This is a genomic window from Microbacterium sp. 22195 (genome assembly GCF_052056515.1).
Classification (GTDB): domain Bacteria; phylum Actinomycetota; class Actinomycetes; order Actinomycetales; family Microbacteriaceae; genus Microbacterium.
Map to the genome: position 1 here is coordinate 446,187 of NZ_JBQEPE010000001.1, position 13,139 is coordinate 459,325.

General features: G+C 69.6%; 14 protein-coding genes. All 14 read left to right on the forward strand.

Annotated elements, in window-relative coordinates; translation table 11 throughout:
* The first annotated feature begins 32 nt into the window (after positions 1–32).
* The 14 genes from ACTJJ4_RS02200 to nusB all read left to right on the forward strand — a co-directional run bounded on the left by ACTJJ4_RS02200 (position 33) and on the right by nusB (position 13,082).
* Positions 33–1,352 (forward strand): replication-associated recombination protein A, encoded by a 1,320-nt coding sequence (locus ACTJJ4_RS02200; protein ID WP_440941823.1) that lies wholly within the window; start codon positions 33–35, stop codon positions 1,350–1,352.
* A 172-nt stretch (positions 1,353–1,524) separates the two neighbouring features.
* Positions 1,525–2,154: a 30S ribosomal protein S4 gene (rpsD, locus tag ACTJJ4_RS02205; protein ID WP_182253198.1), complete on the forward strand. Its 630-nt coding sequence runs from the start codon at positions 1,525–1,527 to the stop codon at positions 2,152–2,154.
* Between the two features lie 62 nt (positions 2,155–2,216).
* The gene (locus tag ACTJJ4_RS02210) at positions 2,217–2,408 is read left to right on the forward strand and encodes a hypothetical protein (protein ID WP_285632111.1); all 192 of its coding nucleotides are present in this window, start codon (positions 2,217–2,219) and stop codon (positions 2,406–2,408) included.
* A gap of 70 nt (positions 2,409–2,478) precedes the next feature.
* The gene (alaS, locus tag ACTJJ4_RS02215; protein ID WP_440941824.1) at positions 2,479–5,139 is read left to right on the forward strand and encodes an alanine--tRNA ligase; all 2,661 of its coding nucleotides are present in this window, start codon (positions 2,479–2,481) and stop codon (positions 5,137–5,139) included.
* Positions 5,136–5,618 (forward strand): Holliday junction resolvase RuvX, encoded by a 483-nt coding sequence (ruvX, locus tag ACTJJ4_RS02220; protein ID WP_440941825.1) that lies wholly within the window; start codon positions 5,136–5,138, stop codon positions 5,616–5,618. Before alaS ends, ruvX begins: the two co-directional genes overlap by 4 nt.
* Positions 5,611–7,260 carry an endolytic transglycosylase MltG gene (gene mltG, locus ACTJJ4_RS02225; protein ID WP_440941826.1) on the forward strand — a complete coding sequence of 550 codons (1,650 nt, stop codon included), beginning with the start codon at positions 5,611–5,613 and terminating at the stop codon, positions 7,258–7,260. Before ruvX ends, mltG begins: the two co-directional genes overlap by 8 nt.
* A gap of 1 nt (position 7,261) precedes the next feature.
* Positions 7,262–8,086 (forward strand): shikimate dehydrogenase family protein, encoded by an 825-nt coding sequence (locus tag ACTJJ4_RS02230; RefSeq protein ID WP_440941827.1) that lies wholly within the window; start codon positions 7,262–7,264, stop codon positions 8,084–8,086.
* A gap of 4 nt (positions 8,087–8,090) precedes the next feature.
* Positions 8,091–9,320: a chorismate synthase gene (aroC, locus tag ACTJJ4_RS02235; protein WP_285632127.1), complete on the forward strand. Its 1,230-nt coding sequence runs from the start codon at positions 8,091–8,093 to the stop codon at positions 9,318–9,320.
* Positions 9,307–9,837 carry a shikimate kinase gene (locus tag ACTJJ4_RS02240; protein ID WP_440942805.1) on the forward strand — a complete coding sequence of 177 codons (531 nt, stop codon included), beginning with the start codon at positions 9,307–9,309 and terminating at the stop codon, positions 9,835–9,837. The genes aroC and ACTJJ4_RS02240 overlap by 14 nt, the downstream gene beginning before the upstream one ends.
* A complete protein-coding gene (gene aroB / locus ACTJJ4_RS02245) occupies positions 9,834–10,913 on the forward strand; it encodes a 3-dehydroquinate synthase (protein WP_440941828.1) in 1,080 nt (359 codons plus the stop codon). The genes ACTJJ4_RS02240 and aroB overlap by 4 nt, the downstream gene beginning before the upstream one ends.
* The gene (locus ACTJJ4_RS02250) at positions 10,910–11,353 is read left to right on the forward strand and encodes a type II 3-dehydroquinate dehydratase (protein ID WP_440941829.1); all 444 of its coding nucleotides are present in this window, start codon (positions 10,910–10,912) and stop codon (positions 11,351–11,353) included. Before aroB ends, ACTJJ4_RS02250 begins: the two co-directional genes overlap by 4 nt.
* 96 nt (positions 11,354–11,449) lie before the next feature.
* Positions 11,450–11,992 (forward strand): GrpB family protein, encoded by a 543-nt coding sequence (locus ACTJJ4_RS02255; RefSeq protein ID WP_440941830.1) that lies wholly within the window; start codon positions 11,450–11,452, stop codon positions 11,990–11,992.
* Positions 11,993–12,106: 114 nt separating this feature from the next.
* Complete coding sequence (gene efp, locus ACTJJ4_RS02260; protein WP_285632140.1) at positions 12,107–12,670, forward strand: elongation factor P; 564 nt, start codon at positions 12,107–12,109, stop codon at positions 12,668–12,670.
* A 1-nt stretch (position 12,671) separates the two neighbouring features.
* The gene (gene nusB / locus ACTJJ4_RS02265; protein ID WP_440941831.1) at positions 12,672–13,082 is read left to right on the forward strand and encodes a transcription antitermination factor NusB; all 411 of its coding nucleotides are present in this window, start codon (positions 12,672–12,674) and stop codon (positions 13,080–13,082) included.
* Positions 13,083–13,139 lie beyond the last annotated feature (57 nt).

Here is a 13,139-nt window from a genome sequence, read left to right on the forward strand (position 1 = left end):
CCGCTGTCGGTGCCGCCCAGTAGCCTGGAGTCATGACCTCCGCTCCGCTCCTCTCGGGTCAGACGCCGCTCGCCGTGCGCATGCGGCCGGTCTCGCTCGACGAGGTGGCGGGGCAGGCGCACCTGCTGCGCACGGGGTCTCCCATCGTGGCCCTCGCAGATCCTGACGCCAAGGCACCCGGCGCGGTGTCGATCATCCTGTGGGGCCCGCCCGGCACCGGCAAGACCACGCTCGCGCAGGCGATCGCGCGGTCGTCCGGTCGACGGTTCGTCGAGCTGTCCGCGATCACCGCGGGCGTCAAGGACGTGCGCGAGGTGATGCAGGAGGCCATCACCCAGCGGGACCTCTACGGCCAGACCACGATCCTGTTCCTGGATGAGATCCACCGCTTCACGAAGGCGCAGCAGGACGCCCTGCTCCCGGGTGTCGAGAACGGCTGGGTGATCCTCATCGCCGCGACCACCGAGAACCCCTCGTTCTCGGTCATCTCGCCGCTGCTGTCGCGTTCCCTGCTGCTCACGCTCCAGCCGCTGACCGACGACGACATCGGCGTGCTGGTCGATCGCGCCATCACGGATGCGCGCGGTCTGTCCGGTGCGGTCACGGTGGCCGACGATGCGCGCGCCGCGCTGATCAGGCTGGCCTCCGGCGATGCCCGCCGGGCGCTGACCGGGCTCGAGGCGGCCGCCGCCGTCGCGCTGTCGCGCGGAGGCGAGGCGGAGATCACCGCCGACGATGTCGCTCAGGCCGTGGACCGTGCGCTGCTGCGCTACGACCGCCAGGGCGACGAGCACTACGACGTGATCAGCGCGTTCATCAAGTCCATCCGCGGGTCGGACCCGGATGCCGCGGTGCACTACCTCGCGCGGATGATCGAGGCGGGGGAGGACCCGCGCTTCATCGCCCGCCGGCTGGTCATCTCCGCGGCGGAGGACATCGGCCTCGCGGATCCGCAGGCGCTGTCGATCGCCACCGCGGCGGCGGATGCCGTGGCGTTCATCGGCATGCCGGAGGGCCGCATCCCGCTCGCCGAGGCGACCATCTACCTCGCCACGACGGCCAAGTCGAACGCCGCGTACCTGGCGATCGACGCCGCGATCGCCGATGTGCGCGGCGGCGGCTTCGGGCGCGTGCCCATCCATCTGCGCGACGCGCACTATGCGGGTGCGAAGCGGCTCGGCCACGGCAAGGGGTATCGCTACCCGCACGACAGCGATGCGGGGATCCTGCCGCAGCAGTACCTTCCCGACGAGCTCGTCGGTCGGCACTACTACGAGCCGAAGAACCTCGGCGCCGAGCGCGATGTCTCCGCGCGGCTCGAGCGCATCCGCCGCATCCTCGGCGACCGCTGAGACGCTCGGGCTCGTCTGATAGCATGGATTGGCTCGAAACCCAGTTTTCGGGCATCCCTCCATTCCTGAAGCACTTCCCGGCGCGCCTCGGCGTACGCGGCGGAAAGGCGGAGCAGAGGAGATACGCCCGCGAGTCGTGAAAGACACGTCCGCGTCATGGAAGGAGCACTTCGTGGTCACGAAGTCTCAGGACCGCCGCAAGGTCCGCCTCAGCCGCGCGCTGGGCATCCCGCTCACCCCGAAGGCCGCCCGCTACCTCGAGAAGCGTCCCTACGCCCCGGGTGAGCACGGCCGCACCAAGCGCAAGGCCGACAGCGACTACGCCGTCCGTCTGCGCGAGAAGCAGCGTCTGCGCGAGCAGTACGGCATCCGCGAGAAGCAGCTGCGCATCGCGTTCAACGAGGCCCGCCGCAAGGACGGCCTGACCGGTGAGAACCTGGTCGAGCTGCTCGAGATGCGTCTCGACGCCCTCGTGCTGCGTGCCGGCTTCGCCCGCACCACCGCGCAGGCCCGTCAGCTGGTCGTGCACCGTCACATCCTGGTCGACGGTCAGCTCGTCGACCGCCCGTCCTTCCGCGTGAAGCCGGGTCAGCTCATCCACGTCAAGGCCAAGTCCGAGGCTCTCGAGCCCTTCCAGGTCGCAGCCGCCGGCGGTCACGCCGAGGTCCTGCCCCCGGTCCCGGGCTACCTCGAGGTCGAGCTCGACAAGCTGCAGGCCCGTCTGGTCCGTCGTCCGAAGCGCGTCGAGGTCCCCGTGACCTGTGAGGTGCAGCTGGTCGTCGAGTACTACGCGGCTCGCTGATACAGCATCCGTGCGAGAGGCGTCGGGGGATTCCCCGGCGCCTCTCGTCGTAGGATGGCGGAATGAAGAATCTGCTCTGGTTCCTGATCGGTGTGATCGGCGGTTTCGTCGCCGCGCACTTCATGAACAAGGACCCTCGGGGTCAGGAGATCTTCGCCGACATCGACGCGCGCATCTCGGAGTTCACCGGCATCCTCGGTGAGGCGTACCGCCAGCAGGAAGCGCGTCTGGCAGACACTGCAGACGAAGACTGATTCCGACGATTCCCCCATCCCGTCGCGTCCTCGGACGCGGCTCCGCCACGCAAGGAAACCCACGAGCACTATGAGAACTGCGGAGATCGCGCAGCGCTACCTCGACTACTTCGAGAAGAACGACCACCTCATCGTCCCCTCGGCGTCCCTGGTCAGCGACGACCCGTCGTTGCTGTTCACGGTCGCCGGCATGGTCCCGATGATCCCGTATCTCACGGGCGTCGTCCCCGCGCCGCATCCTCGCATCGCCGACCTGCAGAAGTGCATCCGCACCAACGACATCGAAGAGGTCGGCCGCACGGCCCGGCACGGCACGTTCTTCCAGATGCTCGGCAACTGGTCGTTCGGCGACTACTTCAAGGAAGGCGCGATCCGCTACGCGTGGGAGCTGCTGACCTCCTCCGAGGCGGACGGCGGCCTCGGCTTCGACGAGAAGGACCTCTGGGTCACGGTCTACGAGACCGACGATGAGGCCGAGGCGATCTGGCGCGACGAGATCGGCCTGAAGCCCGAGCGCATCCAGCGCCTGGGACGGGCCGACAACTACTGGAACACCGGACAGCCCGGCCCCGGCGGCCCGGACTCGGAGATCTTCTTCGACCGCGGCCCGTCGTACGGCAAGGACGGCGGACCCGCAGCCGATGACACGCGGTTCCTGGAGATCTGGAACCTCGTGTTCATGCAGGACTTCATCGAGAACATCCGCGGCAAGACGGAGTTCGACATCGTGGGCGAGCTCCCGATGAAGAACATCGACACCGGCATGGGCCTCGAGCGCGTCGCCTTCCTCAAGCAGGGCGTCGAGAACATGTACGAGACCGACCAGGTGCGCCCGGTGCTCGACCGCGCCGTGGAGCTCTCCGGGAAGAAGTACGGCAGCGTCCACGAGGACGACGTGCGCTTCCGCGTCATCGCCGACCACGTGCGCTCCTCGCTGATGCTGCTCTCCGACGGCGTGCGCCCGTCCAACGAGGGACGCGGCTACATCCTGCGCCGCCTGATGCGCCGCACGGTGCGCGCCATGCGCCTGCTGGGCGTGGACGAGCCGGTCTTCCCCGAGCTCTTCGCCACGTCGCGGGATGCCATGAAGTCGGCTTACCCGGTGCTCGAGACCGAGTGGGCGACGCTGTCCTCGGCGGCCTTCGCCGAGGAGGACACGTTCCGCCGCACGCTGGCGCAGGGTTCGACCATCCTGGATCTCGCCCTGGAGGACACGAAGAAGTCCGGCGGCTCGACGCTCAGCGGGTCCGAGGCGTTCCTGCTGCACGACACCTACGGCTTCCCGATCGACCTCACGCTGGAGGTCGCGGAGGAGGCAGGGCTCGACGTCGACCGCTCCGCGTTCGACTCGCTCATGAAGGAGCAGCGCGAGCGCGCCAAGGCGGATGCCCGCAACCGCAAGCGTCAGCTGGCCGACGTCTCGGTCTACCGCGACTTCCGTGCCGCGGGCGAGACCGTGTTCGCCGGCTACACCGATCTGCAGACCGACTCGCGCATCCTCGGGATCATCGTCGACGGCGCGCCCGTGCGGGCGGCGTCCGAGGGTCAGGTCGCCGAGGTCATCCTCGCCGAGACGACCCTCTACGCCGAGTCCGGCGGTCAGGTCGCCGACAAGGGGACGATCGTCGGCACCGGCTTCGAGCTGGACGTCCTGGACGTGCAGAAGCCCGTCCCCGGTCTGATCAGCCACACCGTGCACGTCGCCTCGGGCAGTGTCGCGGTCGACGACCGGGCCACCACCCTCGTCGACGCCCCGAACCGACGCGCCGCGCGCCAGGCGCATTCGGCGACCCACCTCGTGCACGCCGCCCTGCGTGACACGCTCGGCAAGACGGCGACGCAGGCCGGCTCGCTGAACCGCGCCGGCTACATGCGCTTCGACTTCGCTTGGTCGCAGCCGCTCTCGGCCGAGACGCGTTCCGAGATCGAGGACATCACGAACCGCGCCGTCCAGGACGCGCTCGAGGTCACCACCCGCATCGTGTCGCTGGACGAGGCCAAGGAAGCCGGGGCCATGGCGCTGTTCGGCGAGAAGTACGGCGACGTCGTGCGGATGGTCGACATCGGCGGTCCGTGGTCGCGCGAGCTCTGCGCGGGCACGCACGTGTCCTCGAGCTCCGAGATCGGCCTGGTCAGCGTGGTCGGCGAATCCTCCGTGGGTGCGTCGAACCGACGCATCGAGGCCCTGGTGGGTCAGGACGCCTTCCGGGAGCTCGCCGCGGAGCGCACCGTCGTCTCGCAGCTGTCCGCTGCGCTGAAGGCGCCCCGTGACCAGCTCTCCACCCGCATCGAAGAGCTGCAGGCGAACCTGAAGGCCGCAGAGAAGCGCATCGCGCAGTTCGAGGCCAAGGAGCGCGAGGGACGCGTTCCCGCTCTTGCCGAGGCCGCACAGCAGGTCGGTTCCTTCCGCGTCGCGTCGACCTCGCTCGGCGAGATCGGCTCGGCCGACGACGTGCGCACTCTCACTCTGAGCGTGCGGGAGAGGCTCGGCACGGATGCCGCGGTCGTCGCCTTCGGCGGCGTCGCGAACGGTCGGCCGATCGTCGTCGTGGCCACGAACGACGCCGCGCGTGCCGCGGGGGCGAAGGCGGGTGCGCTGGTGCGCGTCGCGGCCGGCGTCCTCGGGGGCGGTGGCGGCGGGAAGGACGACGTCGCTCAGGGCGGTGGCACCGATGCATCCGCTCTGGATGCCGCGCTGGCGGCCGTCGTCGCGGAGCTCGCCGCAGCGTGAGCGGATTCCGTCGCGGTGTGCGGCTCGGCATCGACGTCGGGAAGGCCCGGGTCGGTGTGTCCCGATGCGATCCTGACGGGATGCTGGCCGTGCCCGTGGAGACCGTCCCGCGTTCGGACACGTCGATCGAGCGCATCTCCGAGCTCGCGCGCGAGTGGGAGCCGCTGGAGTTCGTCGTCGGGCTTCCGGTGAACATGCGCGGTGAGGAGACGCCGTCCACGACGGATGCCAGGGAGTTCGCGGCCCAGCTCGGCCGGCGAACGGGCGTGCCGGTTCGCATGGTGGACGAACGGCTGAGCACGGTGACGGCGCACGCCGCGCTGAGATCCTCGGGAAGATCCCAGAAGAACTCTCGTAACATTGTCGACCAGGTGGCTGCGGTCGTGCTTCTGCAGCACGCTGTGGACACGGAGAAGAGCACCGGACACCCCGCCGGTGCGGTGATCGACCTCGATGAGGAGTCCGCTGACGATGCATGACCCCGACGCATCCCCGCAGGGCCCAGGGCTGGGAGACCTCTTCGACAACCTCCCCACGGCGTCCTCGTCCTCGCTGCCCTCGCGCGAGAACCGCGACGAGCCGGCACCGGGCTCCCGCCGGGCGATGCGTGCAGCCAAGGAGGCGGCGGAGGCCGCCGAGCGTCGTGCCCAGCAGGATGCGGAGGCCCGCCGGGCGCTCCAGCAGGATGCCGCAGCGCGGCGTCCCGCAGATCAGCAGCAGCCCCCGGCCACGGACGCGCAGCCCGCGGAGACCCCCGACGCACCGACGGCGATCCTGCCCACGGTTGCGCCTCAGCCTCAGCCTCAGCCTCAGGCCGCAGCAGAGACGCGATTCGAGGACCTCATGACGCCGCGGCCGGCATCGGCATCCGCTGCCTCGGAGGAGCCGGCCACGTCCGCTCCGCGCACGGCGGCACCCATGGCATCCGCGGAGCCTGACCCCGCTGCGACGGATCCGGAGCCCGACCACGACGACCCTTCGCACGACGAGCCCGAGCTCGGCGGTTCGCTCGACGCCCTGTTCGCACCCGAGCAGCACCGCTCCGTCCCGAAGAAGAAGCGCGGACGCGGGTGCCTGATCGCCCTGATCGTCGTGCTGATCGTGCTCGGCGGCATCGCCGCCGGCGGCGCGTGGGTCTACAACACCTACCAGGACAAGATCAACGACCTGATGGGCTGGGGCGAGCCCAAGGACTACGCCCCCGGCGAGGCATCCGGTGAGGTGCAGGTCACCATCCTGAAGGGCGACACCGGTTCGCCCGTGTCGACGACGCTCTACAAGGCCGGTGTCACCAAGACCGATCGCGTCTTCTACGAGTACCTGCTGGCGGAGCGGCCGACGGTCACGTTCTACCCCGGCGTGTACAAGCTGCAGAAGAAGATGACCGCGGCTGCCGCTTTGAAGGCTCTGGACGACCCGAAGAACCGCATGGCAAACACCGTGCGCATCGCCGAGGGCAGCACCGTCGAGTCGTCGCTGCCGCGCATCGTCCAGGGCGTCGGCCTGAAGCTCGAGGACCTTCAGGCGGCTGTGCAGGACCCCAGCGTCTACGGCGTGCAGGCGCCGAGGCTGGACGGCTGGCTCTTCCCGGCGACCTACACGTTCGATCCCGGTGTCACGGCGAAGGAACTCATCCAGCGGATGGTCGACGAGACGCGTGCGCAGCTGAAGAAGGCCGGTGTCCCCGATTCCGACGTGCAGCGCGTGCTGACCATCGCCTCGATCGTGGAGCGCGAGGGCCGCACGCCCGACTTCCCGAAGGTCTCCCGGGTGATCCAGAACCGGCTCGACACGGGCATGATGCTGCAGATGGACTCGACTGCGCAGTACGGCTACGGTCAGCTGCACGCGGGCAAGGCGAGCACCTCGAAGGAGGCGCAGCACGCCGAGAACGAGTGGAACACGTACGTCATCAAGGGACTGCCGGCGACACCGATCGCCAACCCCGGTGCTCGCGCGATCGACGCCGCCATGCATCCCGCCGACGGCACCTGGCTCTACTTCGTGACGGTGAACATGAGCACGGGCGAGACGGTCTTCTCGAACACCTACGCCGAGCACCAGCAGGCCATCAAGCAGATGCAAGCATGGTGCAAGGCGAACCCCGGCACGGGCTGCTGAGGTGAGGACGCGCTCGCGTCTCGCCGTCTGGGGCGACCCGATCGGGCACAGCCGGTCGCCCGCCCTGCACGGTGCCGCCTACGCCCGGCTCGGACTGGACTGGCAGTACGGTCGGCAGCGCGTCGACGTGGCGGGTTTCCCCGCCGCGCTGAACGCCCTCGACGACTCGTGGCGCGGACTCTCGCTCACCATGCCGCTCAAGGAGATCGCGCACGACACGGCGACCGAGCTGGACGGACACGCCCGCCTGACCGGAGCGGTCAACACGCTCCTGCTGGGAGAGCGGCTGCGCGGCTTCAACACCGACGTCGGCGGCATCGTCGACGCGTTCCGCACCGCCGGCGTCTCCGGCATCCGGTCGGCGCGGATCCTCGGTGCGGGGGCGACCGCGGCATCCGCTCTCGTCGCCGCACACGACCTCGGCGCGCAGCGCGTGGAGGTGCGCGCACGCCGTCCCGAGGCGGCAGCCCGGTTGATCCGGATCGGTGACGCGCTGGACGTCGCGGTCGACGCGGTGCCCTTCGACGCGGCCGCCGGCCCCGTCGACGCGACCGTGGCGACCCTGCCCAGCGGCACCGTGCTGGATGCCGCCCTCGCCGCGCCGCTGTCGGGCTCCGGCGGAGTGCTCTTCGAGGCGGCGTACGCACCGTGGCCCTCGGCACTCGCCGCGGGCTGGTCGGGGGAGAGGGTGATCTCGGGCTTCGAGATGCTGCTCTACCAGGCGGTGCGGCAGATCCGGATCTTCCTGACGGGGGAGCAGGATGCCGCGCTCCCGGACGAGGACGTCATCGTGGCAGTCATGCGGTCGGCGGTCGTGGAAGACTAGAGGCATGCTCCGCGTGCTCACGGCCGGCGAATCCCACGGCCCCGAACTCATCGCCGTCATGGAGGGTCTGCCCTCCGGTGTGACGATCACGGCCGAGGCCATCCAGGCCGACCTTCAGCGCCGCAAGCTCGGCTACGGGCGCGGATCGCGCATGAAGTTCGAGCAGGACGAGCTGTCGATCTCCGGTGGCGTGCGCCACGGCCTCTCACTGGGCAGCCCGATCGCCCTGCGGATCGGCAACACCGAATGGCCGAAGTGGACCGAGGTGATGAACCCGGCGCCGACCGAGCTGACCGAGAAGTCCCGCGGTCGTGGTGCGGCGCTGACGCGTCCCCGTCCCGGCCACGCCGACCTCGTCGGCATGCAGAAGTACGACTTCGACGAGGCCCGGCCCATCCTCGAGCGCGCGAGCGCCCGTGAGACGGCCGCCCGGGTCGCGCTGGGCGCGATCGCGCGTGCGTTCCTGTCAGAGCTCGGCATCCGCCTGGTCAGTCACACGCTCTCGATCGGGCCGGTGCAGGTGCCGGACGGCTCAGCGCTGCCGACGCCCGACGACGTGGACGCGCTCGACGCCGATCCGCTGCGCTGCTTCGACGCCGCCACCTCCGCGCTGATGGTGGCCGAGGTGGACGCCGCTCGCAAGGACGGCGACACCCTCGGTGGCATCGTCGAGGTGCTGGCCTACGGTCTGCCCCCGGGGGTCGGCTCGCACGTGCACTGGGACCGTCGTCTCGACGGACGTCTCGCGCAGGCGCTGATGAGCATCCAGGCCATCAAGGGCGTGGAGGTCGGCGACGGCTTCGAGACCACGCGCCGTCGCGGCTCCGCCGCCCACGACGAGCTGTTCGAGACGGACGGCGGCATCACCCGCGGCTCCGACCGCGCCGGTGGGACGGAGGGCGGCATGACCACGGGTACGGTGCTGCGCGTCCGCGCGGGCATGAAGCCCATCGCCACGGTGCCCCACGCGCTGCGCACGATCGACGTCGCGACCGGCGAGGAGGCCACGGCGCACCACCAGCGCTCCGACGTGTGCGCCGTGCCCGCAGCGGGCGTCGTGGCCGAGGCCATGGTCGCCATCGAGCTCGCCAATTCGGTGCTGGAGAAGTTCGGGGGCGACAGCATCCGCGAGACGCGTCGCAACCTGGAGGGCTACCTCGCCGGCATCCCGGAGGCCCTGCGCACCGCTCCCGCATCGGAGGCGGCGCTGCTCGCCCATGATGAGCTCTCCTGAGCGGGCTGATCCGCCGCTGACGCTGGTGCTCGTCGGCCCGATGGCCGCGGGCAAGACGAGCGTCGGTCGCAAGGTCGCGAGGCTGCTCGAGGTGCCCTTCAGCGACACCGACAAGAGGATCGCGGCCGTGCACGGGGCGATCCCGCAGATCTTCGCGGAGCACGGCGAGCCGTACTTCCGCGAACTGGAGCGTGCGGCGGTCGCCGCAGCTGTGGCGGACGGCGGTGTCGTCTCGCTCGGAGGCGGCGCCGTGACGGATGCCGCGACGAGGGCGCTGCTGGCGCGGCATCCGGTCGTCTTCCTCACGGTGTCGCCGGAGGCGGTGTCCCGGCGGATCGGCGGAACCGGACGACCGCTGCTCGCCGGCGATGACGACCCGCTGGAACGATGGCGGAGGATCTTCGACGAGCGCCGTGGCTGGTACGAGGAGGTCGCGGATCTGACCGTCGACACCTCCCGCACGCCGATGCGGATGCTGGCGGAGAGGATCGCCGCCTGGAGGAAGGAACAGGAATGACCGTCAAGACCATCAGCGTGACCGGACAGGCCGCCTACGACATCACCGTGGGGCGCGACATCCTCGACCGGGTCAGGACGGCCCTGGACCCGGCGGTCAAGAAGGTGCTCGTGGTGCACCCGCCGACGCTGGCGAACCGCGCGGCGGAGCTGCGCGACCGCCTGGTGGCGGACGGCGGGGTGCAGGTGCTGCTCGCCGAGATCCCGGACGCCGAGGCGGGCAAGCGCATCGAGGTCGCGGCGTTCTGCTGGCAGGTCATGGGCCAGGCGGACTTCACCCGCTCGGACGCCGTGATCGGGTACGGCGGTGGCGCGGTCACCGATCTCGCCGGATTCGTGGCGGCGACCTGGCTGCGCGGCGTGCAGGTGGTGCAGGTGCCGACCACGGTGCTCGGCCTGGTGGATGCGGCGGTGGGCGGCAAGACCGGAGTGAACACCAACGAGGGCAAGAACATGGTCGGGGCGTTCTGGGCGCCGCGGGCCGTGATCGGCGACCTCGACGAGCTGGGCAGCCTGAGCTCGAACGAGGCGACCGCCGGCTACGCGGAGGTCGTGAAGGCCGGCTTCATCTGGGCGCCGGAGATCCTGGACATCATCGAAGCCGACCCGGCGCGCGCCGTCGACACCTCCACGGACGAGTTCCGCCGCACGATCGAACTCGCGATCGAGATGAAGGCGAAGGTCGTCTCCGACGACTTCCGCGAGGCGGGGCTGAGGGAGATCCTCAACTACGGGCACACGCTCGGGCACGCGATCGAGCACACCGAGCGCTACCAGTGGCGGCACGGCGCCGCGATCTCGATCGGCATGATGTACGCGGCGGAGCTGTCGCGCCTGGCCGGACGCCTGCCCGATGCCGCCGTCGACCGGCATCGGAACGTGCTCGAATCGCTGGGCCTTCCGACCACCTACCGGGCCGGAGCGTGGAACACGCTGCTGGCGACCATGCAGCGCGACAAGAAGGCGCGCGGCGGGATGCTGCGCTTCATCGTGCTGGATGACATCGCCAAGCCGACGGTGCTGCAGGCGCCGGACGAGTCGCTGATGTTCGCCGCCTACCAGGAGGTCGGAGCGTGAGCACCCGGCGCCTGCTGCTCGTCAACGGCCCGAACCTGAACCTGCTCGGCACGCGCGAACCGGAGGTGTACGGCACCGCGACGCTCGCCGATGTCGAGCAGCTGGTCGCGGAGGTCGCCGACGGCCTCGGCTACGAGGTGCGCGCGGTGCAGAGCAACCACGAGGGCGTGCTGATCGACGCGATCCACGCCGTGCGCGGGGACTGCGCGGGCATCGTCATCAACCCCGGCGGCCTGACCCACACGTCGGTGTCGCTGCGTGACGCGCTGACCGGCGTCGGCATGCCGTTCGCCGAGGTGCACATCTCGGACGTGTACGCGCGGGAGTCGTTCCGGCACTTCTCGTACCTCGAGGACGTCGCGACGGTGCGGGTGGTCGGCAAGGGCATCGACGGCTATGCCGAGGCCGTGCGGGAGCTGGTCGCGCAGCTCGGCGAGTAGTCGGTGGTTCGGGGGAGCGGGGCAGCGGGATGCTCGGGGACGCGGCGTCCGCGCCCCGAGATTGATTCCGCGGCAGCGCTGCATGAGGATCGTGTGGTGAGCATCCAGGTGATCCCATACTCCGACCAGTGGCCTGCGCAATTCGCCCTCGTCGCAGCAGAACTTGCCCAGGCCCTAGACGGAGTGCCGGTCGGATCGATCGAGCATGTCGGTTCCACCGCAGTGCCCGGGCTCGCTGCGAAGCCGATCATCGACATCGACGTCGTCGTCCGGCGGCCGCACGTGGCCCAGGCGATCAAGGCGCTTGAAACTGCAGGGTACGAGCATGTCGGCGACCTCGGGCTGGCCGACAGGGAAGCGTTCAAGGCGCCCGACCAGGGTCCCTCTCGTCACGTCTATGTCTGCGTGGAGGGGACTCTGCACCTGAGGAATCACCTGGCGGTGCGTGACGTCCTGAGGAGCGACGTGAAGCTCCGGCAGAGATACGAAGCTGTGAAGCTCGCGCTGGCCGGTGACGCGGAGATGGACATCGACACCTACATCGCCGGAAAATCCGCCGTCCTCCAGGATGTGCTCTCGATCTCGGACCTGACGGCTGGCGAGAAGGCACAGATCCTCGCCTTGAACAGCCAGACCTGAGTTGAGCTCCGGACAGCCGGTTCCCCGGCATCCGATAAGATGAATCCTTGGCCACTTCCTGCGCGCATCCGCGCTCGGCCATTGAACCTTCGAAACGAACGGACTCGCACCAGCATGGCATCCACTGCAGACATCAAGAACGGCGTCGTCCTCTCGATCGACGGACAGCTGTGGAGCGTCATCGAGTTCCAGCACGTCAAGCCCGGCAAGGGCGGTGCGTTCGTGCGCACCAAGCTGAAGAACGTCGTCTCCGGCAAGGTCGTCGACCGCACCTACAACGCGGGCGCCAAGATCGACATCGAGAACGTCGACCGTCGCGACTTCCAGTACCTCTACACCGATGGCGACAGCTTCGTCTTCATGGACGTCGAGGACTACGACCAGCTCACCGTCGGCGCCGCGACCGTCGGCGACGCGGCGCACTTCATGCTCGAGAACCAGCAGGTGCAGATCGCGCTGAACAACGGCAACCCGCTGTACATCGAGCTCCCGGCATCCGTCGTGCTCGAGGTCACCTACACCGAGCCGGGCCTGCAGGGCGACCGCTCGTCGGCCGGCACCAAGCCCGCCACGCTCGAGACCGGCTACGAGATCCAGGTTCCGCTGTTCCTCGAGCAGGGCACCAAGGTCAAGGTCGACACCCGCACGGGTGGCTACCTCGGCCGGGTCAACGACTGAGTTGAGCGCACGCACCAAGGCGCGCAAGCGCGCCCTCGACATCCTCTTCTCCGCCGACGTGCGCGGAGAAGAGGTGTCGGTGTCCCTCGCCGCGGCCGCCGCGCGCGCCGCGAGCGAGCCCTCCCGCCAGGCGTCGTGGCTGTACGCCCGCGACATCGTCGACGGGATCATCGACCACGGCGACGAGATCGACGAGCAGATCACCACGCACAGCCGTGACTGGAAGCTCGAGCGAATGCCCGCGGTCGACCGCGCCCTGCTCCGGATCGGCACCTGGGAGATCCTCTTCAACGACGAGGTCCCCACCGCCGTCGCGATCGACGAGGCGGTGGAGCTGGCCAAGGAGCTCTCCACCGAGGACTCCGGCGCGTTCGTGCACGGCGTGCTCGCCCGCATCGACCGCGCACGCTGAGTTGCGCAGGATCCCCGCTGAACCGGGTGGAGTGTCGGTGCTGTCGGGAAGGATGCT